At 51.3% G+C, this 26,367-nt stretch carries 24 protein-coding genes; 12 read left to right on the forward strand and 12 right to left on the reverse strand.

From position 1 onward, the window contains the following. Positions 1 to 4: 4 nt before the first annotated feature. The 3 genes from ssuD to ssuE are packed head-to-tail and all read right to left on the reverse strand — an operon-like array spanning position 5 to position 2,689. Positions 5 to 1,150: an FMNH2-dependent alkanesulfonate monooxygenase gene (gene ssuD, locus OGY68_RS09095; RefSeq protein ID WP_048214511.1), complete on the reverse strand. Its 1,146-nt coding sequence runs from the start codon at positions 1,148 to 1,150 to the stop codon at positions 5 to 7. After that, entirely contained in the window at positions 1,147 to 2,121 is a 975-nt protein-coding gene (locus OGY68_RS09100) for a sulfonate ABC transporter substrate-binding protein (protein ID WP_048235698.1), read from the reverse strand. The genes ssuD and OGY68_RS09100 overlap by 4 nt, the downstream gene beginning before the upstream one ends. Next, entirely contained in the window at positions 2,114 to 2,689 is a 576-nt protein-coding gene (ssuE, locus tag OGY68_RS09105) for an NADPH-dependent FMN reductase (RefSeq protein ID WP_048235697.1), read from the reverse strand. The genes OGY68_RS09100 and ssuE overlap by 8 nt, the downstream gene beginning before the upstream one ends. A gap of 243 nt (positions 2,690 to 2,932) precedes the next feature. On the opposite strand from ssuE, the gene pyrD reads away from it, so the two are divergent. Both pyrD and zapC read left to right on the forward strand, forming a co-directional pair. After that, positions 2,933 to 3,943, forward strand: a complete 1,011-nt coding sequence (pyrD, locus tag OGY68_RS09110) for a quinone-dependent dihydroorotate dehydrogenase (protein WP_003831973.1) — start codon at positions 2,933 to 2,935, stop codon at positions 3,941 to 3,943. Between the two features lie 165 nt (positions 3,944 to 4,108). After that, complete coding sequence (zapC, locus tag OGY68_RS09115; RefSeq protein ID WP_003035852.1) at positions 4,109 to 4,651, forward strand: cell division protein ZapC; 543 nt, start codon at positions 4,109 to 4,111, stop codon at positions 4,649 to 4,651. Here the strand turns inward: zapC and OGY68_RS09120 are convergent. Continuing rightward, the gene (locus tag OGY68_RS09120) at positions 4,648 to 5,754 is read right to left on the reverse strand and encodes a YcbX family protein (RefSeq protein ID WP_057067101.1); all 1,107 of its coding nucleotides are present in this window, start codon (positions 5,752 to 5,754) and stop codon (positions 4,648 to 4,650) included. The two genes, zapC and OGY68_RS09120, sit on opposite strands and share 4 nt — an antisense overlap. A 98-nt stretch (positions 5,755 to 5,852) precedes the next feature. Here OGY68_RS09120 and rlmKL point away from each other — a divergent pair, with 98 nt between their 5' ends. The 6 genes from rlmKL (at position 5,853) to rmf (ending at position 13,779) form a co-directional block, all read left to right on the forward strand. Beyond that, positions 5,853 to 7,961, forward strand: a complete 2,109-nt coding sequence (gene rlmKL, locus OGY68_RS09125; RefSeq protein WP_003831977.1) for a bifunctional 23S rRNA (guanine(2069)-N(7))-methyltransferase RlmK/23S rRNA (guanine(2445)-N(2))-methyltransferase RlmL — start codon at positions 5,853 to 5,855, stop codon at positions 7,959 to 7,961. 12 nt (positions 7,962 to 7,973) lie between these two features. Beyond that, positions 7,974 to 9,881: an ABC transporter ATP-binding protein gene (locus OGY68_RS09130; RefSeq protein ID WP_008784281.1), complete on the forward strand. Its 1,908-nt coding sequence runs from the start codon at positions 7,974 to 7,976 to the stop codon at positions 9,879 to 9,881. A 15-nt stretch (positions 9,882 to 9,896) separates the two neighbouring features. After that, on the forward strand, positions 9,897 to 11,150 hold the full coding sequence (pqiA, locus tag OGY68_RS09135; protein WP_032942902.1) for a membrane integrity-associated transporter subunit PqiA: 1,254 nt from the start codon (positions 9,897 to 9,899) through the stop codon (positions 11,148 to 11,150). Between the two features lie 4 nt (positions 11,151 to 11,154). Then, entirely contained in the window at positions 11,155 to 12,795 is a 1,641-nt protein-coding gene (gene pqiB, locus OGY68_RS09140; RefSeq protein WP_020996511.1) for an intermembrane transport protein PqiB, read from the forward strand. Further along, complete coding sequence (pqiC, locus tag OGY68_RS09145; RefSeq protein ID WP_057067102.1) at positions 12,792 to 13,355, forward strand: membrane integrity-associated transporter subunit PqiC; 564 nt, start codon at positions 12,792 to 12,794, stop codon at positions 13,353 to 13,355. The genes pqiB and pqiC overlap by 4 nt, the downstream gene beginning before the upstream one ends. A 256-nt stretch (positions 13,356 to 13,611) precedes the next feature. After that, positions 13,612 to 13,779, forward strand: a complete 168-nt coding sequence (gene rmf / locus OGY68_RS09150; RefSeq protein WP_003035871.1) for a ribosome modulation factor — start codon at positions 13,612 to 13,614, stop codon at positions 13,777 to 13,779. Positions 13,780 to 13,886: 107 nt separating this feature from the next. On the opposite strand, the gene fabA is transcribed toward rmf, so the two are convergent. Continuing rightward, positions 13,887 to 14,405, reverse strand: coding sequence for a bifunctional 3-hydroxydecanoyl-ACP dehydratase/trans-2-decenoyl-ACP isomerase (fabA, locus tag OGY68_RS09155; RefSeq protein ID WP_003035875.1), 519 nt, complete (start codon positions 14,403 to 14,405; stop codon positions 13,887 to 13,889). A gap of 68 nt (positions 14,406 to 14,473) precedes the next feature. Further along, the gene (locus tag OGY68_RS09160) at positions 14,474 to 16,234 is read right to left on the reverse strand and encodes an AAA family ATPase (protein WP_032942904.1); all 1,761 of its coding nucleotides are present in this window, start codon (positions 16,232 to 16,234) and stop codon (positions 14,474 to 14,476) included. 185 nt (positions 16,235 to 16,419) lie between these two features. Between OGY68_RS09160 and matP the strand changes: the two genes are divergently transcribed. Continuing rightward, positions 16,420 to 16,872 (forward strand): macrodomain Ter protein MatP, encoded by a 453-nt coding sequence (matP, locus tag OGY68_RS09165; RefSeq protein ID WP_032942905.1) that lies wholly within the window; start codon positions 16,420 to 16,422, stop codon positions 16,870 to 16,872. A gap of 88 nt (positions 16,873 to 16,960) precedes the next feature. Here matP and ompA read toward each other — a convergent pair whose 3' ends face one another. Both ompA and sulA read right to left on the reverse strand, forming a co-directional pair. Further along, the gene (ompA, locus tag OGY68_RS09170; protein ID WP_020996510.1) at positions 16,961 to 18,007 is read right to left on the reverse strand and encodes a porin OmpA; all 1,047 of its coding nucleotides are present in this window, start codon (positions 18,005 to 18,007) and stop codon (positions 16,961 to 16,963) included. A 357-nt stretch (positions 18,008 to 18,364) separates the two neighbouring features. Continuing rightward, positions 18,365 to 18,874: an SOS-induced cell division inhibitor SulA gene (gene sulA / locus OGY68_RS09175; RefSeq protein WP_008784287.1), complete on the reverse strand. Its 510-nt coding sequence runs from the start codon at positions 18,872 to 18,874 to the stop codon at positions 18,365 to 18,367. A gap of 217 nt (positions 18,875 to 19,091) precedes the next feature. Here sulA and OGY68_RS09180 point away from each other — a divergent pair, with 217 nt between their 5' ends. Further along, a complete protein-coding gene (locus OGY68_RS09180) occupies positions 19,092 to 19,706 on the forward strand; it encodes a TfoX/Sxy family DNA transformation protein (protein ID WP_003831996.1) in 615 nt (204 codons plus the stop codon). Here the strand turns inward: OGY68_RS09180 and yccS are convergent. Together yccS and OGY68_RS09190 are read right to left on the reverse strand one after the other, a co-directional pair. Next, complete coding sequence (gene yccS / locus OGY68_RS09185) at positions 19,684 to 21,837, reverse strand: YccS family putative transporter (protein WP_057067106.1); 2,154 nt, start codon at positions 21,835 to 21,837, stop codon at positions 19,684 to 19,686. The two genes, OGY68_RS09180 and yccS, sit on opposite strands and share 23 nt — an antisense overlap. Before the next feature lie 18 nt (positions 21,838 to 21,855). Then, entirely contained in the window at positions 21,856 to 22,302 is a 447-nt protein-coding gene (locus tag OGY68_RS09190; RefSeq protein ID WP_003831998.1) for a YccF domain-containing protein, read from the reverse strand. 125 nt (positions 22,303 to 22,427) lie between these two features. Here OGY68_RS09190 and helD point away from each other — a divergent pair, with 125 nt between their 5' ends. Beyond that, a complete protein-coding gene (gene helD / locus OGY68_RS09195) occupies positions 22,428 to 24,482 on the forward strand; it encodes a DNA helicase IV (RefSeq protein ID WP_057067104.1) in 2,055 nt (684 codons plus the stop codon). A gap of 32 nt (positions 24,483 to 24,514) precedes the next feature. Here helD and mgsA read toward each other — a convergent pair whose 3' ends face one another. Further along, positions 24,515 to 24,973 carry a methylglyoxal synthase gene (mgsA, locus tag OGY68_RS09200; RefSeq protein WP_003035897.1) on the reverse strand — a complete coding sequence of 153 codons (459 nt, stop codon included), beginning with the start codon at positions 24,971 to 24,973 and terminating at the stop codon, positions 24,515 to 24,517. 93 nt (positions 24,974 to 25,066) lie between these two features. Beyond that, the gene (csgI, locus tag OGY68_RS09205; protein ID WP_016149882.1) at positions 25,067 to 25,729 is read right to left on the reverse strand and encodes a curli synthesis inhibitor; all 663 of its coding nucleotides are present in this window, start codon (positions 25,727 to 25,729) and stop codon (positions 25,067 to 25,069) included. A 172-nt stretch (positions 25,730 to 25,901) separates the two neighbouring features. Between csgI and OGY68_RS09210 the strand changes: the two genes are divergently transcribed. Further along, positions 25,902 to 26,315 carry a CoA-binding protein gene (locus OGY68_RS09210; RefSeq protein ID WP_032942909.1) on the forward strand — a complete coding sequence of 138 codons (414 nt, stop codon included), beginning with the start codon at positions 25,902 to 25,904 and terminating at the stop codon, positions 26,313 to 26,315. Positions 26,316 to 26,367: the final 52 nt, after the last annotated feature.

Below are 26,367 nucleotides of genomic sequence, written 5' to 3' on the forward strand. Positions count from 1 at the left end.
CTCCTTAGCTTTGCGCGACTTTGCGCGGGATAAATTCGTTTGCCACCGCTTCACCTTGTTGTTGCAGGTATTGCGGCTGCGGAATTTCCGGTATAGCAACATCCAGATGCGGGAACAGCAGCTCGCCAACCTTGTATGCCTCTTCCAGATGCGGGTATCCGGACAACACAAAGCTGTCGATTCCCAGCGCGGCATACTCATTGATACGCGCCGCGACAGTCGGACCATCTCCGACCAGCGCGGTACCCGCACCACCGCGTACCAGTCCAACGCCTGCCCACAGGTTCGGACTAATTTCCAGTTTGTCGCGTTTACCATTGTGCAGTGCAGCCATTCGCTGCTGACCAACCGAATCCGTTCTTGAGAAGGCGGCCTGGGCTTTGGCAATGGTGTCGTCATCAAGGTGGGCTATCAGACGATCCGCTGCCTGCCACGCCTCGTGGGTTGTCTCCCGTACGATCACATGCAGACGAATACCAAAGCGGATCTTGCGCCCGAGCGCCGCTGCTTTGGCCCGCACCTGTTCAATCTTCGCTTTCACCTGTTCCGGCGGCTCGCCCCAGGTCAGATAGAGATCAACCTGCTCGGCAGCAAGGTCTTGTGCGACATCAGACGAGCCGCCGAAATAAAGTGGTGGCCGGGGTTGTTGAACGGGAGGGAAAAGCAGCTTCGCGCCGCGGACATGAATATGTTTGCCGTTGAAATCCACCGTTTCACCTTGCAGCAAGCGCCGCCAGACCTGAGTAAATTCAGCAGAGGCTTCATATCGTTCTGTGTGATCGAGGAACACGCCGTCACCTGCCAGCTCCTGCGGATCGCTGCCGGTCACCAGGTTAAATAACGCCCGGCCATTTGAGAGTCTGTCGAGCGTCGCAGCCTGACGTGCGGCAACCGTTGGCGAGGTGACACTTGGGCGCAGCGCGACCAGAAACTTTAATCTCTGGGTGACCGGGATCATCGAAGCGGCGACCAGCCAGGCATCTTCGCAAGAGCGACCGGTTGGGATCAGGACGCCGGTAAATCCAAGACGATCGGCCGTTTGCGCGATTTGTTGCAGATAACTGTGATCAACCGGGCGCGAACCTTCTTCCGTTCCAAGATAATGACCGTCACCGTGGGTGGGTAAAAACCAGAACATATTCAGACTCATAATTTTTCTCCTGCCTGCTGAGTGGGTTGCCAGATACGCTGGCGAATATCGATTTTTTTCGGCACCAAACGGTTGTCATAAAACAGATCGGCGGTTTGTTGTTGTAGGGCAGCAACAGAGGCGTTGACTGGCACAATGGTGGTTGGCGGACGATGATCCAGATAAGACGCAATCACCGGTTCAGGCAGCCCCATGGTTTTGGCCAGCAGGGTAATGCTTTGCTGGCGCTGACTGAGCGTTAGCGCATCGGCCTGGCTAAAGGTATCCAGTACGCCAAGTACAAAAGCGCCATTTTTCTCGGCATAAGGACGGGCGGCGAGATAAAACGAACCGGTTTGCTTGAGGTCTGAGCCGTCCTTCAGTACGCGTACATCACCTTGCAGTAACGCGGCGGAATAATAGGGATCCCAGATAGCCCACGCATCCACGTTTCCTTGCTGAAAGGCCGCTCGCGCATCGGCGGGAGTCAGATACGTTGGTTGAATATCGGTAAATTTCAGTCCGGCCTGTTGCAGCGCCCGGAGCAGTAAATTGTGGGCGCTGGAGCCTTTCTGGAAGGCGACTTTATGTCCTTTAAGCTGCGCGACGCTCTGGATCGGGCTATTTTTTGGCACCAGAATCACTTCGGCTTTCGGTTTGGGCGGCTCGACGCCCACGTAAACCAGATCGGCCCCGGCTGCCTGGGCGAAAATCGGCGGAATGTCACCGGTACTGCCGAGATCGATACTGCCGATATTGAGTGCTTCCAGCATTTGCGGTCCAGCCGGGAATTCGACCCACGAGATTTTAGTCTGCGGATAGCGTTTCTCGAGTAGCTGATGGCTTTTGGCCAGCACCATACTGACGCTTCCTTTCTGGTAACCAATACGCAGAGCATCGGGGGCCGATTCTGCGGCATGCCCCAGCGTTGACAGCGACAACAACCCGGTCAGTGCCAGCCATGACGTGTGACGCCTGAGAAAATCAAGCATGAGCGGCACCTCGCAGGGTGTTCAGTTGAGGAAGTTGGACATCGCGACGATGCAACGCCAGCCAGAAGGTATCGAGCGCACTGTCCAGACGCTGCAGAAGGTTGGGCGTAAACTGAGGTTTATGCTGATAATCAATCACCTGTGAATCATCGGCAAACACACCGTGCAGGATCTCCTGGGCCTTTAATGCGCTCAGTACCGGTTTCAGCGCGTAATCGACGGCAAGTAAATGCGCCACGCTGCCGCCGGTCGCCAACGGCAAAACCACTTTCCCTTCCAGCGCCCGCTCGGGGAGTAGGTCGAGCAGGGTTTTCAGGGCGCCAGAGTAAGCGGCTTTATAGACTGGTGTTGCGACAATCAGCCCGTCTGCATCCTGCAATTGTTCGATAAATGTGTTCAGCGCCGGACTGTCGAAACGAGCATAGATCAGGTCTTCTGGGGCAAAATTGTGCAGGTTCCAGTGAAAGATTTCGACATCCTGACCGTGAAGTTTTTCTCGGGCATATTCCAGTAACGCACTGGATCGAGAGGGAAAGCGAGGGCTCCCCGCCAGAGTGATGACGCGCATAATTTCATTCTCCCCTTATAACTAATTGTTTGCTTTTGGTTAACATTGATAACAATTTGAGCAGTCTGGCAGAGAGATTTTGTTTATCGAAATGATTTATACGGGATAGAAAAGTTGGAAATTGAATAAAAAGGCAGAGGCGAGGAAAACGATTGCTATTTATTGCCGCAGGTCAATTCCCTTTTTGCTCGCGATCGCACATAATACGCCCCCGGTTTGCACACCGGGAATCCAGGAGAGTTCATGTACTACCCCTTCGTTCGTAAAGCCCTTTTTCAGCTCGATCCAGAGCGCGCTCATGAATTGACATTCCAGCAATTACGTCGCATTACCGGCACACCGCTTGAAGCGCTTGTGCGCCAGAAAGTACCGGCAAAACCGGTTACCTGTATGGGGTTGACGTTTAAAAATCCGCTCGGGCTTGCTGCCGGACTGGATAAAGACGGGGAGTGCATTGATGCGCTCGGCGCGATGGGATTTGGCTCCATTGAGATTGGTACCGTGACGCCACGCCCTCAGCCGGGTAACGATAAACCGCGTCTGTTCCGTCTGGTCGATGCAGAAGGTTTGATCAACCGCATGGGGTTTAATAACCACGGGGTTGATAACCTGGTTGAGAACGTTAAAAAATCGCATTTCGACGGTATTCTGGGTATTAATATTGGTAAGAACAAAGATACCCCAGTAGAGAACGGCAAAGATGACTATCTGATTTGTATGGAAAAAGTCTATGCCTATGCTGGTTATATCGCGATTAATATCTCTTCGCCGAATACGCCGGGATTACGTACGCTGCAATACGGCGAGGCGCTGGACGATCTCCTGACGGCAATTAAAAATAAGCAAAACGATCTGCAAGCGATCCACCATAAATATGTTCCGGTGGCGGTAAAGATCGCACCGGATCTTTCTGTGGAAGAACTGATCCAGGTCGCCGATAGTTTAGTTCGCCATAATATTGATGGCGTAATTGCGACTAACACCACCCTCGATCGTTCTCTTGTTCAGGGAATGAAAAATTGCGATCAAATGGGTGGTCTGAGCGGTCGACCGTTGCAATTAAAAAGTACAGAAATTATTCGCCAGTTGTCTCAGGAATTAAAAGGTCAGCTGCCGATTATTGGCGTTGGTGGTATCGACTCGGTGATTGCTGCACGTGAGAAAATAGCTGCTGGTGCAACCCTCGTACAGATTTATTCGGGCTTTATTTTTAAAGGTCCGCCGTTGATAAAAGAAATCGTCAGCAATATCTGAATGCTACCTTAATCACAATCCAGGGCTTTATTTCTAGCCCTGGTTGTTTTATATTCCTTTACTGTTGCTTATTTAAACATTCTGAGCTTTTATTATTAGGGCAATAAACGAAGCGGCAAAAGGATACTGTCGTAACGGTGATGATTAAGGAAAGGAGAGAAACTGATGCGAATTAAACCCGACGATAACTGGCGCTGGTATTATGATGAAGAGCACGATCGTATGATGCTCGATTTAGCCAATGGCATGTTATTCCGTTCGCGTTTTGCTCGTAAAATGCTCACTCCTGATGCATTTTCTCCGTCTGGTTTTTGTGTTGATGACGCCGCGCTTTATTTTTCCTTTGAAGAAAAATGTCGCTACCTGGATTTAGCCAAAGAACAAAAAGCGGAACTGGTGCTTAATGCGCTGGTGGCGATTCGTTATCTCAAACCGCAAATGCCAAAAAGCTGGCACTTTGTCGCACACGGTATTAACTGGTCGCCGGTCGTGGGTGACGCAGCCTGTGTTGATTTAAGCGATACCGATGAACAGGTAAACCTGTTAGTGGTTGAGCCGGGTGAAAACGCCGCGCTTTGCCTGCTTGCGCAACCAGGCGTAGTTATCGCCGGGCGTACGATGCAGCTTGGCGATGCAATTAAAATAATGAATGACAGACTGAAACCGCAGGCCGTTGTTGACAGTTTCAGCCTTGAGCAGGCGGTTTAGCTCTCCAGCCTGATTGCCGTTTTGGGAACACAGCTACAGCACAGAATCGTTCCGTCGTCCCTCATCGCTGATTTCTTCAACGGGCTAACTTCGCCTTCTACCAGTCGAATTCGACAGCATCCGCAAATGCCTGCCCGGCATGAATAGGGAACCCGGATACCCTGGTTTTCCAATTGCTCAAGCAATACCTGTTGATTATTTCCGCGAAAGGTCTGTCCCTGCCAGTCAATAAGCACCGTGGCATCAGGTTGTTGTTCGGGTGTAGTTTCGTCTGATTCAGCCGCGCCGTACGCTCTGGCGGGGCCGGTTGCCAAAATTTCTACCTCATCGCCGACGCGAATAACGCCACTGTTACGCGCGATAAGATTCTGACCGAAATCGACATCGCCGTTATCTACCGCAGTGCGGAAGGTTTGGAGTGTGGCAAGCGGTTCACCGGATGGATGTTTCAGGCCTTTTTCCGGGCTAACTGTCGTGAAAATACAGCGGCTACAGGGTTTTGCTACATCAAAAATGACGTCGCCAATACGAATCACTTTCCAGGTATCTTCTTCCCAGGCACCAGCTCCCGAAACTACTATATTGGGGCGAAACTGTTCCATTTTGACGCTTGCCGGACAGCGCTGTTGCAGATCGCGCAGGGATGCTTCGTTGGCCAGCAGATAGGGATAACCATCAGCGAAGGATAAAGGAACATCAACATGGCGTTTTACACGGCGCGTCAGCTGCGGGCCGACCCAGCGTAACTGTACTTCACGGGAGTAAAAGCCGCTAAGCCACTGGTTGATAGCCGCTGGCGCAATACGCGCGGTAAAATGGTTTCCCCATACTTCCGTCGGCGCATCCTGGCTAGCGAAATCGGCAAATCGCACGAGCGCGCTGCTGCCATCTGGAGCTGTAAGATGCAGCCCATCGTGGAATGGGGAAGGCGTAAAACGGACCATTTGTGGGAACTGGCGGGCAGTTATGAACGTTCCGTCAGGTTCAGTGATCATAAATATGCGATCAAAGGCGAGACCGCTAATATCTGCCAGGGCATGCGTAAGCCCAATGCCGCGCATTGATTTAACCGGATGAATAAAAAGTCGGGTTAACGTGACCACTGTACAGCCCCTCGAATGAAAATAAGCCTTCAACTTTATGACATACAGCCCATATTAGCTATAATGCGCAGCAATTTTCTCGGAGTAAAAGTGACATTATGAATTCTCTGTTTGCCAGTACGGCCCGCGGGCTGGAAGAGCTGTTAAAAACTGAACTGGAAAACCTCGGCGCGCTGGAGTGTCAGGTCGTTCAGGGTGGGGTCCATTTTAAGGGCGACACACGGCTTGTTTACCAGAGCCTGATGTGGAGCCGCCTGGCCTCGCGCATTATCCTGCCGATGGGAGAGTGCAAGGTCTACAGCGATCTTGATCTGTACCTCGGCGTTCAGGCAATCGACTGGACAGAGATATTTAACCCTGGTGCTACGTTTGCCGTCCATTTTAGCGGACTGAACGAGACCATTCGTAACAGCCAGTACGGCGCGCTGAAGGTCAAGGATGCGATTGTCGATGCCTTTACCCGCAAAAATATGCCGCGTCCGAATGTGGATCGTGAATCTCCGGATCTGCGCATCAACGTCTGGTTGAACAAAGATACTGCCAGCATTGCGCTCGATCTGAGCGGTGACGGTTTGCATCAGCGTGGCTATCGCGATCGCGCGGGTCAGGCACCGATTAAAGAGACGCTGGCCGCCGCTATTGTTATGCGTTCTGGCTGGCAGCCGGGAACCCCGTTACTCGATCCGATGTGTGGTTCCGGCACGCTGCTGATTGAAGCGGCAATGTGGGCGACCGATCGCGCGCCGGGTCTGCACCGTGGATACTGGGGCTTCAGCGGTTGGGCGCAACACGACGAAGCTGTCTGGCAAGAAGTTAAAGCCGAAGCGCAGGTGCGTGCGCGTAAGGGACTGGCTGACTATACCTCGCATTTTTATGGATCCGATAGCGATGCGCGCGTGATTGAAAAAGCGCGTAGTAATGCTCGCCGCGCCGGTATCGCCGATCTGATGACGTTTGATGTGAAAGATGTCGCCAAACTGAGCAATCCGCTGCCGAAAGGACCGTATGGGACGGTTATCAGTAACCCGCCTTACGGCGAACGTCTGGATAGCGAACCGGCGCTGATTGCTCTGCACAGCCTGCTGGGCCGTACGATGAAAAACCAGTTTGGCGGCTGGAATTTGTCGTTGTTCAGCGCCTCGCCGGATCTGCTCAGCAGCCTGCAATTACGTGCCGACAAGCAGTTCAAAGCGAAAAACGGCCCGCTGGATTGTGTGCAGAAGAATTATCACGTTGCAGAGACCACTGCGGACAGCAAGCCTGCCACGGTCGCGGAAGATTATGCCAACCGCCTGCGCAAGAATATTAAGAAGCTGGAAAAATGGGCACGTCAGGAAGGCATTGAATGCTATCGCCTGTATGACGCTGACCTGCCGGAATACAACGTTGCAGTAGATCGTTACGGTGATTGGGTCGTGGTTCAGGAATACGCACCGCCGAAGACGGTCGATGCGCAAAAAGCACGTCAACGCTTGTTCGACATCATTGCCGCCACGCTGTCAGTACTGGAAATCGCGCCAAACAAACTGGTGCTGAAAACCCGTGAGCGTCAGAAAGGCAAGAATCAGTATCAGAAGATGAATGAGAAGGGTGAATTCATTGAGGTAAGCGAGTACAACGCGCGCCTGTGGGTGAACCTGACTGACTACCTTGATACGGGTTTATTCCTCGATCACCGTATTGCGCGCCGCATGTTGGGGCAGATGAGTAAAGGTAAGGACTTCCTCAACCTGTTTTCCTACACCGGTAGCGCCAGCGTACATGCAGGATTGGGCGGTGCGCGTAGCACCACGACGGTCGATATGTCGCGTACCTATCTGGAATGGGCGGAACGTAACCTGCGCCTGAACGGATTGAGCGGTCGCGCTCATCGTTTAATTCAGGCCGATTGCCTGGGCTGGCTGCGTGATGCGAATGAACAGTTTGATCTGATTTTCATCGATCCGCCGACGTTCTCTAACTCAAAACGTATGGAAGATTCGTTTGATGTGCAGCGCGATCATCTGGCGCTGATGAAAGATCTGAAACGTCTACTGCGTAAAGACGGCACGATCATGTTCTCCAACAACAAACGTGGGTTCCGTATGGATCTCGACGGTTTGGCTGAACTGGGATTGAAAGCACAAGAAATTACCCAAAAAACGCTTTCCCAGGATTTTGCCCGTAACCGTCAGATCCACAATTGCTGGCTGATTACCGCAGCCTGAAAGGATAAATAAATGTCATTGATCAGTATGCATGGTGCATGGCTGTCGTTCAGCGATGCGCCGCTTCTTGATAATGCAGAACTGCATATCGAGGATAACGAACGCGTCTGTCTGGTTGGCCGTAACGGCGCAGGTAAATCGACGCTGATGAAGATCCTGAACCGTGAGCAGGGGCTTGACGACGGGCGTATCATTTATGAGCAGGATCTGGTTGTGGCGCGTCTGCAACAGGATCCACCGCGAAATGTTGAAGGCAGCGTGTATGATTTCGTTGCCGAGGGTATCGAAGAACAGGCCGAGTATCTCAAACGTTATCACGATATTTCGCGTCTGGTGATGACTGATCCGAGCGACAGAAATCTGAATGAGATGGCGCGGGTTCAGGAAATGCTCGATCATCACAATCTGTGGCAGCTCGAAAGCCGTATTAATGAAGTGCTGGAGCAGTTGGGGCTGGATCCAAACGCCGCACTTTCTTCGCTTTCAGGCGGTTGGCTGCGTAAAGCGGCGCTGGGCCGCGCGTTAGTGAGCAATCCGCGTGTACTGCTGCTGGATGAACCAACAAACCACCTGGATATTGAAACCATCGACTGGCTGGAAGGATTCCTGAAATCCTTCAATGGGACAATCATCTTCATTTCCCATGACCGTTCATTTATACGCAATATGGCGACGCGTATCGTCGACCTCGATCGTGGCAAGCTGGTGACTTATCCGGGGAATTACGATCAGTATCTGCTGGAAAAAGAAGAAGCGCTGCGCGTAGAAGAGTTACAAAATGCAGAGTTTGACCGCAAGCTGGCGCAGGAAGAGGTCTGGATCCGTCAGGGGATCAAAGCGCGCCGTACCCGTAATGAAGGCCGCGTGCGCGCACTGAAAGCCATGCGTCGCGAGCGTGGCGAACGTCGCGAAGTGATGGGCACGGCGAAGATGCAGGTCGAAGAGGCGAGCCGTTCAGGCAAGATTGTTTTCGAAATGGAGAACGTGGATTACCAGGTTGATGGAAAGCAGCTGGTAAAAGATTTCTCCGCACAGGTACAACGTAGCGACAAAATTGCGCTAATCGGACCGAACGGCTGCGGCAAAACAACGCTGCTGAAGCTGATGTTAGGCCAGCTTCAGGCTGACAGTGGACGCATTCACGTCGGCACCAAGCTGGAAGTGGCCTATTTCGATCAGCACCGCGCCGAACTGGATCCCGATAAAACCGTGATGGACAACCTGGCTGAAGGTAAGCAAGAGGTGATGGTTAACGGTAAACCTCGCCATGTGCTGGGTTATCTGCAGGACTTCCTGTTCCATCCGAAACGCGCGATGACGCCAGTGCGAGCGCTCTCTGGTGGGGAACGAAATCGCCTGCTGTTGGCGCGTCTTTTTCTGAAACCCAGCAATCTTTTGATTCTCGATGAACCAACGAACGATCTTGACGTCGAAACGCTGGAACTGCTTGAAGAACTAATTGATAGCTATCAGGGGACTGTACTGCTGGTAAGCCACGACCGTCAGTTTGTGGATAATACTGTAACTGAATGCTGGATCTTCGAAGGCGGCGGTAAAATTGGTCGTTATGTCGGTGGTTATCATGACGCGCGCAGCCAGCAATCTCAGTATGTGGCGTTTAAACAACCGGTCGCGAAAAAAACAGAGGAAGCTGTTGCTCCTAAAGCAGAAATTGTCAAACGTGGCACGAGCAAACTAAGCTATAAACTGCAGCGCGAACTGGAGCAGCTCCCCGCTCAGCTTGAAGAACTGGAAGCTAAACTGGAAAGGCTACAAGCGCAGGTTGCTGACGCCGCTTTTTTCAGTCAGCCACATGAGCAAACACAGCAGGTATTAGCTAATCTGAACGAAGCGGAACAAGAACTTGAGCAAGCCTTTGAGCGCTGGGAGTATCTTGAGTCTTTGAAGAACGGCGCATAATTTAAAGGAGCACATATGTGCGAACATCACCATGCCGCGAAGCATATTTTGTGCTCGCAGTGTGACATGCTGGTGGCGTTACCTCGCCTTGAGCATGGTCAAAAAGCGGCATGTCCACGATGTGGCACTACGTTAACGGTTGAGTGGGACGCGCCGCGGCAGCGTCCTACCGCCTATGTATTAGCAGCATTATTCATGCTGCTTCTGTCAAACCTCTTCCCCTTTGTGAATATGAACGTCGCAGGGGTGAGCAGCGAAGTGACGTTGCTGGAGATCCCCAGCGTTCTCTTTTCTGAAGACTACGCCAGTCTCGGCACCTTCTTTTTATTATTCGTGCAGTTGGTCCCCGCGTTTTGCCTGCTGACTATCTTGCTGCTGGTGAATCGGGTGCAGATGCCCGCCAGACTTAAGGCGGGTCTTGCACGCGTCCTGTTCCAGTTAAAAAGCTGGGGGATGGCGGAAATCTTCCTCGCTGGCGTGCTGGTCAGCTTTGTTAAGCTTATGGCTTACGGCGATATTGGCGTGGGCAGCAGCTTTATTCCGTGGTGCTTCTTTTGCGTTTTGCAACTGCGCGCATTCCAGTGCGTTGACCGTCGCTGGCTGTGGGATGATATTGCGCCAATGCCAGTGATTAAGCAGGAGTTAAAACCAGGCGTGCCCGGCATTCGACAGGGACTGCGTTCCTGCTCTTGCTGCACCGCGATTCTTCCCGCTGATGAACGGGTGTGTCCGCGCTGCCAGACGAAAGGCTATGTGCGGCGTAAAAACAGTCTGCAATGGACGTTGGCATTACTGTTCACGTCGATCATGCTTTATCTTCCTGCCAATATTTTGCCGATTATGATTACCGATCTGCTCGGGTCAAAGCTGCCATCAACGATACTTGAGGGGGTGGTTTTAATCTGGAGCGAAGGCTCTTATCCGGTGGCTGCGGTTATTTTTATCGCCAGTATTATGGTGCCGACGTTGAAAATGATCGCCATTGCCTGGCTATGTTGGGATGCCAAAGGGCACGGCAAACGCGACAGCGAACGTATGCACCTGATTTATGAAGTTGTGGAATTTGTCGGTCGCTGGTCAATGATCGACGTCTTTGTGATTGCGGTACTCTCTGCGCTGGTACGCATGGGAGGGTTAATGAACATTTATCCTGCAATGGGTGCTTTGATGTTTGCTTTAGTCGTCATTATGACAATGTTTTCTGCGATGACATTTGATCCGCGTCTGTCGTGGGACCGTGAACCAGAACCAGGCCATGAGGAGTCCTGACAGCATGGAATCTAAAAGTGGGGAAGCCAAAGTGCAAAAGGTAAAAAACTGGTCGCCCGTGTGGATATTCCCTATCGTCACTGCACTCATTGGCGCGTGGGTACTGTTTTATCACTACAGTCATCAGGGGCCACAGGTCACGCTGATTACCACCAATGCTGAAGGTATTGAAGGGGGCAAAACGACGATTAAGAGCCGCAGCGTGGATGTCGGTATCGTCGAGAGCGCAACCCTGACTGATGATTTGACCCATGTGGAGATTAAAGCGCGTCTTAACTCCGGAATGGAAAAGCTGCTGCATAAAGATTCTGTCTTTTGGGTGGTGAAGCCGCAGGTTGGACGTGAAGGTATCAGTGGGCTCGGCACGTTATTGTCCGGGGCTTATATTGAACTGCAGCCCGGCAATAAAGGCAGTAAGCTGGAAAATTACCAACTGCTGGATTCACCGCCGCTGGCTCCGCCAGATGCAAAAGGGATCCGTGTGATTCTGGACAGTAAAAAAGCCGGTCAGTTGAGCCCAGGCGATCCGGTGCTTTTCCGCGGCTATCGTGTGGGCTCGGTTGAAACCAGCACGTTTGATGCGCAAAAGCGTACGATCAGCTATCAGCTTTTCATCAATGCGCCTAACGATCGTCTGGTGACCAGCAATGTACGTTTCTGGAAAGACAGCGGGATCGCCGTAGATCTTACCTCAGCAGGTATGCGCGTAGAAATGGGATCGCTCTCCACGCTGTTTGGCGGTGGTGTAAGTTTTGATGTGCCCGAAGGACTGGAACAAGGTCAACCGGTTGAGCAGCAGGCCTCATTTAACCTCTATGACGATCAAAAAAGTATTCAGGATTCCCTGTATACCGATCATATTGATTACCTGATGTTCTTTAAAGATTCGATTCGTGGCCTACAGCCTGGTGCACCGCTGGAATTCCGTGGCATCCGCTTGGGTACGGTGAGTAAAGTACCTTTCTTCTCACCGAATATGCGTCAGGTATTTAACAATGATTACCGTATTCCGGTGCTGGTGCGTATTGAACCAGAACGTCTGAAGGCACAGCTGGGAGAAGATACCGATGTTGGCGCTCATTTGGAGCAACTGCTTAAACGCGGATTACGAGGATCGCTCAAAACCGGGAACCTGGTGACCGGCGCGCTGTATGTCGATCTCGACTTCTACCCGAAAGAGCCGCCGATTACCGGTGTACGCGAATTCAATGGTTATCAAATTATTCCGACCGTGAGCGGTGGTCTGGCGCAGATCCAACAGCGTCTGATGGAAGCGTTGGATAAGATTAACAATCTGCCGCTGAACCCGATGATTGAGCAGGCAACCAATACGCTGTCGGAAAGCCAGCGCACAATGAAACATCTGCAAACCACGCTGGATAACATGAACAAGATCACGTCCAGCCAGTCGATGCAGGATCTGCCGGCGGATATGCAGAACACGCTACGTGAACTGAATCGTAGTATGCAGGGCTTCCAGCCTGGTTCCGCGGCCTACAACAAGATGGTGGCGGATATGCAGCGTCTTGATCAGGTACTGCGTGAACTGCAACCGGTACTGAAAACGTTGAACGATAAGAGTAATGCGCTGGTATTTGAAGCGAAGGACAAAAAAGATCCAGAGCCGAAGAGGGCGAAACAATGAAAAAATGGCTAGTGGTGATGATGGCGGTCTGGCTGACGTCATGTAGCTCCAGCGGAGAAAATAAAAGCTATTACCAGCTCCCTATCGCACAAGGCGGTGTGCAGAGCTCCGCCAATCAGGGAAACCGTCTGCTGTGGGTTGAACAGATTGCGGTACCTGATTATCTGGCCGGTAATGGGGTGGTTTACCAGACCAGCGATGTGCAATATGTGATAGCCAATAATAATCTCTGGGCCAGCCCATTAGATCAGCAATTGCGCAATACACTGGTTGCGAACCTCAGTATGCAGTTGCCTGGCTGGGTTGTCGCTTCACAACCGCTGGGAAGCACTCAGGATACGCTGAACGTGACCGTAACTGGCTTCCACGGTCGGTACGATGGTAAGGTTATTGTGAGCGGTGAATGGTTGCTGAATCATCAGGGACAACTGATCAAACGCCCGTTCCACGTCGAAGCTGTACAGACGAAAGACGGCTACGATGAGATGGTGAAGGTTCTAGCCAATACCTGGAGTCAGGAAGCGACGGCTATTGCTCAAGAGCTGAAACGCATCCCTTAAGCTTAAATAATTGTAAATTATGCCGCCCCTGGTTCATTGCCCGGGGCGGTTTTTTTTATTTTTTTAGCCGTGAAGATAGCTGTTCTGACTGACTATTTTTGTACAAATGATTTAGAGGCTAGCTCACAAATATGACACTGGCGTGAATTTTGCGCATTGACGAGCCTGATGTTTAGGGGTATTCGTTTAGTGTGATTGCACACTTAGTAATCACTGTTTTCTTTTCCACCAGACCCAAAAATGAGGGAAACGAGGCATGAAGAGACAAAAACGAGATCGCCTGGAACGGGCACATCAACGTGGATATCAGGCCGGCATTGCCGGACGCTCAAAAGAAATGTGTCCCTATCAGACGCTGAATCAGAGGTCATACTGGCTGGGAGGCTGGCGAGAAGCCATGGGGGATAGGGTTTTAATGGCCTGATTCTGTCTCTTTAGATAAAAGAAACCTCCGCAGAGCGGAGGTTTCGCCTTTTTGCACACCAGATAAAACGGGGAAACGTTAATGTCTGGCTGCTTCGCAGTTCTGGATTAGAACGCGGAAGTGTCCTGGAACAGACCCACTTTCAGATCGTTTGCAGTGTAGATCAGACGACCATCAACCAGCACTTCACCATCTGCCAGGCCCATGATCAGGCGACGGTTAACGATGCGTTTGAAGTGAATGCGGTAAGTGACTTTCTTCGCGGTCGGCAGAACCTGGCCGGTGAATTTAACTTCGCCTACGCCCAGCGCACGGCCTTTACCTTCGCCGCCCAGCCAGCCGAGATAGAATCCAACCAGTTGCCACATGGCGTCGAGACCCAGGCAGCCCGGCATCACCGGATCGCCGATAAAGTGACAACCGAAGAACCACAGGTCCGGGTTGATATCCAGTTCAGCTTCAACATAACCTTTGTCAAAGTTGCCACCGGTTTCGGTCATCTTGATGACACGGTCCATCATCAGCATGCTTGGTGCTGGCAGTTGTGGCCCTTTAGCGCCAAACAGCTCACCGCGACCAGAGGCAAGAAGGTCTTCTTTCGTATAGGATTCGCGTTTATCTACCATGTTCTCTGTAAGCCTTATTTTATTGAAGCACGCAGGATAGCTAACACGTGTACGCTGAACAAGTCCGATCAGTTCGGAATAATCCAGTTCAGCCAACGTAGCGGCCATGGAAAACGGTGACGACCTTCCTGTTGCGTTGCCGTGGCAATACGCTCCTGAATGGTTTGCATCAGCGTTGTCTGGCCTTCGCCATCCCACACCAGATTTAACAACAGTGGCAGCGCATCAGTCACGTCGTCCACCGCCCAGATAGTGAATTTTTCTTCTTCTATGGCCTGTAGCAGCGCAGGCTGCAGGCTGAGGTGTCTGACGTTAGCCGAAGGAATGATAACGCCCTGTGTGCCTGTCAGCTCGCGCTGCTGGCAGATGGCGAAGAAACCTTCAATTTTCTCATTCAGACCACCGACAGGTTGCGCCCGACCAAACTGATCGACAGAACCGGTAATAGCGATACTTTGATTAACAGGTACGTCGGCGAGGGCGCTAATCAATGCGCACAGTTCTGCCATGGACGCGCTGTCACCGTCCACCTCACTGTAAGATTGCTCAAAGGTCAGCGAGGCAGAGAAGGGGATCTGTTGCTCCAGCTGGAGTTCCGACATCAGGAACGCCTGCATAATCATCATACCCTTGGCATGAATATTTCCGCCAAGCTCGGCTTTGCGCTCAATATCCGTAAACTCGCCGTCGCCAATATGCACGACGCAACTGATACGAGAAGGCTCGCCAAATGCGCGTGGGTGGCCTGGAAACTCAATCACCGACAAGGCGTTGATCTGGCCAATACGCTCGCCTTCTGTCTCGATAAGGATTTGCTCTTGCAGAATTTCATCCTGCATGCGTTCAGCTAGGAATCCCTCACGCCATTCGCGCTGAGCCAGCATCAGGCTGAACTGCTCAGCGTTGCAGGTTTCGCCCTCGCATAACGGTGCCACCTCTTTGAACTGTCGGGTGATCCACAGCGGGTTAAGCGGCAATGTATCCTGTTCACCGGTATAGCGAACGGCTTCACGGATCAGAACCTGCCAGGCATCGGGAGCGGGGTAAGGCAAATTATTGCGCATGGCAGTATGCGTGACCCATTGACACCACTGCGTCATGGTTTCGGCATCCACAATCTGCAGATTATCTTCAAACTCGCTGTAAATGGCCTGCTCAGCCAATTCTGGTTCCATGTCCTGGAAATCCGCCAGCGATTCACGCTCACCCACCAAAATCACTTTCAGTTTAAGCGGCATAGGCGGAACGGAGACAGGCAGCGGGCGAGACTCATCAAAAGCCACCCAATCAAAACGCTCGTGGCTGACAATGGCTTTCAGGCGCATCCATAACAGCGGTTGGGCCAACAGCGTGCGCAATGAGATAACCAGCACACCTCCATTGGCCTGATGTACCAGACCTGGCTGTAGCGTGATTTCACCATTGAACTGACGTAGACAGCCGAACAGTTGTTCGGCTTCGGCCCAGTCAGCGCTGACCACCTGCGTTAACGTCGCAAAATTGTCTTCCGTTTTCTCAGCTGTACGATAACGAATAGTGTGACCGGAGATGTCGTAATGACCGCCAGTCAGGCTTCCTGCATCCGTGTGCAAGGGACGTGCAGCCTTTGCAATAAGGTTGAGATACTCAAGCTCTTCCGGTGCTTTTACCAACATGAACGAGGATGTTGTCCAGTGCTGAAGAAGCTGCTCTAGCGCGAATTGTAAACGTGGCTGAGTATCACTAAGTAAGGTGTCGGTGTCGTCAGTGACGTGCGGCTGTGCAAATACTTCCTGATAACTGTCGGTATCAGGAACCAGATCACGCCATGCAAGTTTCGTAATGGTCAAAGTTGATGTTTTTTAGTCTGTTGTAAAAAACGAGATTATACCGTAACCCTCACCACTAAACACCTGGAAAGCACCGCGAAACGGTTGTGATGACGCGCGACAGTTCACAGGCTGGATATTCTTTTCTTCAGATGCCGAAAAAGCTGATATTCTGATAAGAGTTACACGGTAACATTGAGATCGCAATGAAATATCAACAACTTGAAAACCTTGAAAGCGGCTGGAAATGGAAGTATCTGGTGAAGAAGCATCGTGAGGGGGAATTAATCACCCGTTACGTCGAGGCCAGCGCTGCCAAAGAAGCCGTTGATTTATTGCTAACCCTCGAAAATGAACCGGTTCGGGTCAATAGCTGGATTGAAGAACACATGAATCCTGCGCTGCTTAATCGTATGAAACAAACCATACGTGCCAGGCGCAAGCGGCACTTTAATGCTGAGCATCAGCATACCCGGAAGAAATCCATCGATCTGGAATTTATGGTCTGGCAGCGTCTGGCAGGTCTTGCGCAGCGGCGCGGAAAAACGCTTTCTGAAACTATTGTGCAGCTGATTGAAGACGCAGAGCATAAAGAGAAGTACGCGAACAAAATGTCGACATTGAAACAGGATTTACAGGCGTTGCTGGGGAAAGAGTAGCGGTCGGCTGGTTGAATGCGTGGCTTACTTTGGATGAAAACAGATGAAAAAAAACCCCGCTATGCGGGGTTTTTTATAAGACGATAACTTAAGCCTGAGGCTGAGTTACAACGTCTTTGATGCCTTTAACTTCGATCTCAACACGACGATCCGGAGCCAGGCAGTCGATCAGTGCAGCGCGAGCTTTCACGTTGTCACAGGTGTTGCCAGTAACTGGGTTGGATTCACCCATACCACGTGCAGAGATTTTGTCAGAAGGAATACCTTTAGAGATCAGGTAATCAACAACGGACTGAGCACGTTTCTCGGACAGACCCTGGTTGTAAGCGTCAGAACCGATGCGGTCAGTGAAGCCCAGAACCACTACGGAACCGTCTTTCGGATCCAGGTTGCTCAGCTGGCTGTACATCTGGTCCAGAGCCTGCTGGCCTTCTGGTTTCAGAGTTGCTTTGTTGAAGTTGAACAGAACGTCAGACTTCAGAGTGAAGTGCTTGGTCTGTACTTCTGGAGCCGGAGCCGGAGCAACAACTACTGGAGCTGCTTCTTCCTGCTGACCGAAACGGTAAGAAACACCAACGCTCAACAGGCCGTTATCCGGACGACCGCCAACGGTGTTCGCGTCACCGATGTTGTTGGTCCACTGGTATTCCAGACGGGTAGCGATTTCAGGAGTAATTGCATACTCTACGCCACCAGCGAATACTGGGGATACACCAGTGTCGTGGTCTTTGAAGCCATCGTTGTTTTTAGCGTCTGCACGCCAAACCATACCACCCAGACGGGTATAAACGTCCAGATCGTCAGTGATTGGGTAACCCAGTTTAGCGGTCAGTTGAACGCCCTGAGCTTTGAAAGCGCCATTCTGCTCGCTGCCTTTGTATGGCATACGGCCTAACCAGTCGTAACCCATTTCGAAACCAACGTACGGGTTAACCTGATAACCACCGAACGCACCGGCACCCAGTTGGCTTTCGTGGGTCGGACCGTTGTTGTCGATACGGTTGTTGCCAATATCATGGAACTGAGACCAGCCCAGTTTAGCACCAGTATACCAGGTGTTATCTTTCGGAGCGGCCTGCGCCACGGTAGCGAAACCAGCCAGTGCCACTGCAATTGCGATAGCTGTCTTTTTCATTTTTTGCGCCTCGTTATCATCCAAAATTCGCCATGAATATCTCCGAAGAGAGATAACACGGTTAAATCCTTCACCCGGGGACCAGTTCAATAGTTACTCTACCGATATCTGCGGCTTACGCCGAGCACCCCTGGCGATGTAAAGTCTACAACGTAGTTGAAAACTTACAAGTGTGAAGTCCGTCAGGCATATGAAAAAAAAAGGCTTGTATACACAATATTTAACATTTATAGCTGAATAAATGTACTGAGGATATCCTGAAAACCGCTTCAGACAAGCGTTCAGACGAAAAACACATTACAGCTCAAAGACAAATTGAGAGATGAAAAAAAATTCCAGGATAAATCCTAATTTTACTCAATGATACAAATTCGAGTGAATTTTTAGCCCGGAATGCTGTCTGCCCGCAAGTGTCTGGGCGCGAACCGGACGCATGATAAAACCCATCGCATTACCTTCATCAGCCGCTTTGACCAGTTCGGCATGTTCATCTTCCGTTAATTCTTCCGCCAGCCAGCCAATGACAACACTGTAATTACCCGTGCGTAGCGCACGAATCATCGATTCCAGCGTATTGCAGGGGGATAGCTGACTAATTTGCATGACTTTCGTCAATGGAAGTCCAGCTGACTGCACCCACTCCCGACTTAATTTTTGCTGAGGCGTCAGCCACAGCTGCCAGCGTGATTGTTGCCCTAACTGTTGCAGCAGGGGAAGCAGCAGCAGTTGTGTCATCATGGGCTGGTCCTCGCGATAGACAACTTCACTGATAAGCCCAGCGGTTGCGTTCTCTGATGAAACGCGCGCAATGTTGCTTGATGTGGAAGAGAACGACGATGAACGATTTGCATAGCCTGAAGTGTACATAATCAATCCAGCCCTGTGAGTTACTGTATGGATATACAGTAACCCTGCAATCAACAAAGATCAACCTTATTTTCGGAAACAGGTTCGCAATTTTTAGTCGTTGTCACGGGAAAAATAAAATTCATCTTGCCCCATACGCATAAGTTGCCTATTTTCGTCATTAACGGATCCGCTACTGAAAATCATTTGCTTACGTTATGATTTAAAAAGGATTTTTATGAAAGAGCTTTCTTATGCAAGGATCTATAAATCGCAGGAATATCTGGCTTCTCTGGGGACAATTCACTATCGCTCACTGTTTGGTGGCTACAGTCTGACGGTTGGCGATACGGTCTTTGCCATGGTCGCTAATGGTGAGCTGTATCTTCGCGCCTGTGAGCAGAGCGCCCAGTATTGTGTACAAAATTCTCCTGTCTGGCTGACATTTATTAAGCGCGGACGTCCTCTTGTACTTAATTATTACCAGGTGAACGATGCCCTGTGGCAAAACCAGCAGCAGTTGGTGTCGCTATCGCGATATTCGTTGGATGCAGCGGTTAAGGAAAAACAGAGTCGCTTTGCCCAGCATCGTCTGCGGGAATTGCCGAATATGACGTTTCATCTGGAGACTCTGTTGAATGAAGCTGGAATTAAAGATGAGGGGACCATGCGATCGTTGGGAGCACAAATGTGCTGGCTGAAACTTCGGCAAAATAACCCGGCTCTGACGGTAAAAGTACTCTATGCCCTTGAAGGCGCGGTAGGGGGGATACATGAAGCCGCGCTCCCGGCGACGCGTCGCCAGGAGCTGGTTGAGTGGGTAAGTTCTCTTACGCCGGAGCCGGGGTATTAGACGGCAGCACGTCAATTTGCTGCTGTAATCGCCGGATCTCTGGGAGCAGGGCGATCAATAGCCCAACTTGCTGAACGACCAGCGGCTCTTTACTGTCCGGGCGTGGTTCCAGGTGCTGAATTCGCTGCTTCAGCCCTTCTAACGCCTGATATACACGCTGCTCGTCAGCGGGTTGATGGTGAAGGGCATCATCAACATAGCAAACAGCGTCATCCAGCAATGCCAAAACGTCTGGATTGGTCAGCTGTTCGCGATGTGCGCCCAGCGCAGAAATATAGCTGGTAAACGTATGGTTGAGACACAGTAAACGGAACGCCGTTTCGCGGGTTTGGGCCGTGACATCCGGCTCGCTTGACATGTTTGATACCACGGAGGCGAGTTCAGCATCACGATTATGCGCATCACGGCGAGCGATACGGTAGGCCAGACGATTATCACGACCCTGATGATATTGCTCGAGAATAGCATCAAGGTAGCGGCAGTTAGCGTCAGTCGCCCGTTCAATTACCCGTGGTAGGTTACGAAAACGCCAGTCTGGCCAGATGAAACTGACAGCAGCCCAGGCGATAGCACAGCCAATTAGCGTATCGATGACACGCGGCAGTGCAACCTCAAAGCCTTCGCCGAGCAGGTTAAAGCACAGTAACACCAGCAGCGTGATAAACATGGTGGCGTGTGCATACTGGACGTTGCGAAAGGCAAAAAACAGCACACCAGTGATCACCAGGAGTATCAGCTGCCCTTCGAGAGAGGGCACAAACCACAGGATCGGTAAACCAATGGCAATCCCAACCAACGTGCCGATAATCCTGAGCGCCAGGCGATGTCGGGTGGCGTTGTAGTTTGGCTGACAGACAAACAGGCTGGTCAGCAAGATCCAGTATCCGTGATTCATGCCGGTTATCTGGATAATGGCGTAACCAACACAGAGCACTAACGACATGCGAACGGCATGGCGAAACAGAGCAGACTCAGGGGTGAAATTACGGCTCAGACGTAACCAGATATCACTGAATCCATGGGGACTGTCATCGGCAAGCTGATTTTCAGTCTCATTGCGCGAGAGTACCTGAGCCTGTTCAGACTCTATGGTAGCAAGCTGCGCGTCGATTGCCCGTAGGTTTGACAGTAAAAAACCCAGCGTATTGAGCAGGTCGGCAGGTTCACCACTGGCACGCATGCGCTCAAGTGCGGCATCTATATGGGTGAAGGCGCGCTCAAAGTGCGGATCGTGCTGGTAAGGCGTGCGCAATAAAATACAGCGAGATAATTGTGAACAGGCTTGCCCTTGCATCGACATCAACCGCTGGAAACGGAACATCACATCGCTGTGACGGAAATGATCGCGTAGCGTTTGATACTGAATATGTGAAGAGCTTGCGCGTTCATGAATATCCTGCGCCACAAAATAGTAATGTAGCGTGCGACGTGTTCCCCGTTGTCCACGGTCACCGCGCAGGCGGGTCAGCAGCGACACTTTAGTCTGATTCAGCGTTGCCATCAGTTGGCCATTCGCGAGAGCTAAATCATACAACGGTGCCTGGCTTTCATCTTCTATGTCGGGGTCAAAAAGACGCGATTTCAGTTCCAGGTAGTGCGCTAACTGTTCGTAGCTGCGTGCAAGATTGTCCTGTAAGGGGCGGATGGGGAACAGAAGATGTCCGGTGAGCGTCAGCAGGTTATACCAGATAGCGCCAGCGAGCAGCAGGATGGGTTGTTGATACCACTGATCGTAAAGCGAGGTGCCCAGCATCGTGTAAATGGCGATCAGCAATGCACCAAAAGCAATAGTTGCATAGCGCTGGCCTAATCCCCCCAGCAGAATAAAGCCGCTGGTGGAAAGCGTTAAACCAATAGCAAACAGCCATGGCCATGGGAAGAGCAGTTCAACGGAGGCTGAGGCAATAAAAAAGCACACCAGTGTGATGATTAAATTGCGCAATCGGCCCGCGAGACGATCGTCCAGATCGGTAAGTGCGGCAGCGACCATACCCAGCGTGAGTGGGATAGTCAGCTTGACGTCATCCAGCCACCAGGGTAGCGCCGTTGTGCCGCATAGCGCGATAAAAATCCGCACGTAGTACAGCCATGTGCTGTTCCAGGTATAGCGTTTGAGCAGAGGACTTAACATAAAGGCCATCGGTCCTGATTATTCAAAACGACGACGTGCATTGGCTTCACGCGCTGCACGGGCAACTTCTACTGAAACCACCCGGCGACCCACCGGCCAGAGCGCAATGGCAGCGATTTTAAAGTTTGCAATGCCAACCGGAATACCAATAATCGTAATGCACTGAGCAATACCAGAGATAATGTGCATCAGGCACAACCACCAGCCGAAGAAAATCAGCCAGAAAATATTGAGCACGGTGCCGCCGGTATTTAACAGGACGCTTTTACCGGCCGGATTCAGTTCATCGACATGAATCGCTTCGTTACCATAGGGAAACAGCGAAAGTCGGGTTATCTCCCAGCATGAACGGGTCAAGGGTAAAGTAAAAATAAGCACGACACTGACCAGCGTTGCCAGCAACCAGGCCAGGGTGGTGGCGAACCCCCCAAGCACAAAATTTAAAATATTCAGAACAGTACGCATAAACCCTCGGTTAACTCTGGTTTTCTGTGAATTCGGCAATTGTAACGTTTTTTTGGGCTGGAGCACGTTTTCTCTGGCGGTTACACTGATAAGCAAACCTCTTCGTGTGGATCCGCTTGAGTCTTATGGAACTGAAAGCAACTTCTCTTGGAAAACGTCTGGCACAACACCCTTACGATCGGGCCGTTATTCTCAATGCCGGGATTAAAGTTTCCGGCGATCGTCACGAGTATCTTATTCCCTTCAATCAGTTACTAGCTATTCATTGCAAACGCGGCCTGGTATGGGGCGAGCTGGAGTTTGTACTCCCGGATGAGAAGGTGGTTCGTCTTCACGGTACAGAGTGGGCGGAAACCCAGCGCTTCCATCATCATTTGAATGCGCTCTGGCAACAGTGGAGCCAGGAAATGAGTGACGTTGCTGCGGGGGTTTTACAGCAGCAGTTGGATGCGATAGCGGCGCGTACTAGTGAAAGTAAATGGCTGACGCGCGAACAAACGTCAGGGCTGCAGCAGCAGATTCGCCGTGCCTATGCCGCGTTACCGCTCCCGGTTAATCGGCTGGAGGAATTTGAAAATTGCAGGGAGGCGTTACGTCAATGCCAGGCATGGTTGAAAGACATTGAAGCCTGTCGCTTACAGCACAATCAGGCGTACACCGATGCAATGCTGGAAGAGTATGCCGAGTTTTTCCAGCATATTGAATCTTTGCCGTTGAACCCTGCTCAGGCGCGCGCGGTGGTGAACGGTGAGCAATCATTGTTGGTACTTGCAGGTGCTGGAAGCGGTAAAACATCTGTGTTGGTTGCCCGGGCTGGTTGGTTGCTTGCACGAGGAGAAGCCGCACCAGAACAGATCCTGTTGCTGGCGTTTGGACGCAAAGCCGCCCAGGAGATGGATGACCGCATCCGTGAGCGTCTGCATACGGATGAGGTCACCGCACGGACGTTCCATTCACTCGCGTTGCACATTATTTCGCAAGGCAGCAAAAAAGTCCCAACGGTAAGCAAGCTTGAAAATGATGCTATCGCGCGCAACAAACTCTTTATAACAACCTGGCGTCAGCAGTGCAGTGAGAAAAAGGCTCAGGCTAAAGGCTGGCGACAATGGTTAGAAGAAGAAATGCAGTGGTCTGTACCCGAAGGTAACTTCTGGGATGACGAAAAATTACAGCGCCGTCTGGCCTCCCGGTTGGATCGCTGGGTTAGTTTGATGCGAATGCATGGCGGAGCACAGGCGGAGATGATTGCTAATGCTCCGGAGGAGATCCGTGATCTGTTCAGTAAACGCATAAAGCTAATGGCGCCGCTGCTCAAGGCCTGGAAGAGTGCCCTGAAGGATGAGAATGCCGTCGATTTCTCCGGGTTGATCCATCAGGCTATTGTCATTCTGGAGAAGGGGCGGTTTATCAGTCCGTGGAAACATATTCTGGTCGATGAATTTCAGGATATTTCCCCTCAGCGCGCCGCCCTGTTAGCCGCCTTGCGTAAGCAAAACTCGCAGACCACGCTGTTTGCCGTGGGAGATGACTGGCAGGCAATTTACCGGTTCAGCGGAGCACAGCTTTCTCTGACAACAGCATTCCAGCAAAACTTCGGCGAGGGCGATCGCTGTAATCTGGATATGACTTACCGTTTTAATAGCCGTATTGGTGAGGTAGCAAACCAGTTTATCCAGCAAAATCCCCATCAGCTCACGAAACCGCTGAACAGTCTGACGACCGGTGATAAAAAAGCCGTCACGTTGCTCGACGAAAGCCAGTTAGATCTGTTGCTGGATAAGCTGTCGGGTTTTGTGAAAGCCGAAGAGAGAATTCTGGTGCTGGCGCGATACCATCATCTCAAACCTGCCAGCCTGGACAAAGCGGCCACCCGCTGGCCCAAGCTGCAGCTGGATTTTATGACTATTCATGCCAGCAAAGGGCAGCAGGCGGATTACGTCATTGTTATGGGGCTTCATGAAGGGAATGACGGTTTCCCGGCTCCGGCTCGCGAGTCGATTATGGAAGAGGCGTTACTCCCGGCTGTTGAAGATTTTCCTGATGCGGAAGAGAGACGGTTGCTGTATGTGGCGCTAACGCGTGCGCGGCATAGGGTATGGCTACTGTTTAGCAAAGACGCGCCATCATGCTTTGTTGATGAGCTTAAGCAATTAGACGTTCCGGTGACCAGGAAACCCTGAAAAGCAGGCGGCAATTACCGCCTGCTTAGCGTTTATTTGAGGCGTTCTGCCAGATAACGGGCGTAATCCGGGATCAAGATATCTGTTGCGTCGTTGAAGTTTGGCGACTGGATAATAAAATCAGCCGTTGACACGTTGGTGGCGACTGGAATGTTCCAGACCGTGGCCAGGCGTAGCAGGGCTTTGACATCAGGATCGTGGGGAACGGCGTTGAGCGGATCCCAGAAGAAAATCAGCACATCAATTTTCCCTTCTGAAATCAGCGCACCCACCTGCTGGTCCCCCCCCATCGGGCCGCTCAGCATGGCGTTGACGTCCATTCCTGTCGCGCGTTGAATTAAGTTTCCTGTTGTTCCTGTTGCATACAGAACGTGTTTTTCCAGTAATGGCTGGTGGCGTTCAACCCAGCTCATCAACATCTTTTTGCAGTGATCGTGTGCGACCAACGCAATATGTTTCTGCGCTGGCAATGTGCGAGTCGTTAATTCCATAGTACAGCTCCCAAGTTAACCTTGTTACAGAGTACTGGAAGCACTTGACGCTGCAAGAGAAAGACAAAAAAAATGCGTATACGAACATAAATGTCACGATGGGGGTTGTTTCTCCGCCCATTGTAAGAAGTTACTTCGCGTTTGTGCGTCAGCCTGTTGAAACCAATATTTTAAGCGCTGCTCGGTCAGTGTTTGCGACTGAGGCGGCACGCGATCCAGTTCTGACACCCCGGAAAGCAGCGAACTGTCATCGGCCATCATTGTGGCAAATTGCGGTAAAGACGCATGCTTAGCCGCTTTGTTATAGCGCTCTGTTTCCATTTCATAATCTACGATTTTTGCGGTGGACGTGATTGACAGAATATCCAGCTTAACCGGTATAGGCATGGAGTCCCCATCCAGCAGTTCTACGCGCGGGGCATCATCAAAATGCGTTGCATCCCGCTCGTTGCTCAGACGTGGGAGGTGGAAATTAACCTGACTGACGAGTTGGGTATCAAAGCTGATGACCAACGGAGGCGAAATATACAGACGTTCTTCGTGGCTGGACAGGCGAATGGTTTTTTCTACGCGAAACACGAGCTGGTGCCGACCATTTTCCAGCTCAATACTGTCGGCACCACGCAGTAATGAGCTGGAGACTTTTTTTCCGTCCAGTACCAGAAGGTCAATATCATTAGACAGACGTAAAGAGGTAGCAAAAACGGTTACCGGCAAACATAGGGCAATCAAGGCTGTCACAATGCCGGCTTTCATAGGTTTCTCCTGTCCAGAAAATATCTCTATAAGATGTATCTAAATTTTTCGATAATCATGTTTACTAACATATAGACATATTTTTGAGTTTAGCTCTCATGCGCCAGTATGGGATGAATGGTTGCGGGGGCAGGTTTGTCGTACACTTTGCTAAACAGCCTGGAGGAAAACGATGAAAGAGACCGATATTGCTGGCATTTTGACAACGACCCGTACGATTGCGCTGGTGGGGGCAAGCGATAAACCCGACCGTCCAAGCTATCGGGTGATGAAATATTTACTCGATCAGGGCTATCACGTTATTCCTGTTTCACCGAAGGTTGCCGGAAAAACGCTGCTGGGGCAGCAGGGCTATGCGACGCTGGCAGATGTACCAGAGAAAGTGGATATGGTAGATGTCTTCCGTAATTCTGAAGCGGCGTGGGGTGTTGCTCAGGAGGCAATTGCCATCGGAGCGAAGACCTTATGGATGCAGCTCGGCGTGATTAACGAGCAGGCAGCCGTGCTGGCTCGCGATGCAGGGATGACGGTGGTGATGGATCGCTGCCCGGCGATTGAGATCCCGCGGCTGGGACTGGCGAAGTAAGGCTGATCTGTAGCCGAACAAAACGCACAGGCCCGATTAGCGAATCGCCATC

It is taken from the genome of Citrobacter sp. Cpo065 (genome assembly GCF_030332805.1).
In the GTDB taxonomy this organism is placed as follows: Bacteria; Pseudomonadota; Gammaproteobacteria; order Enterobacterales; family Enterobacteriaceae; genus Citrobacter; species Citrobacter portucalensis.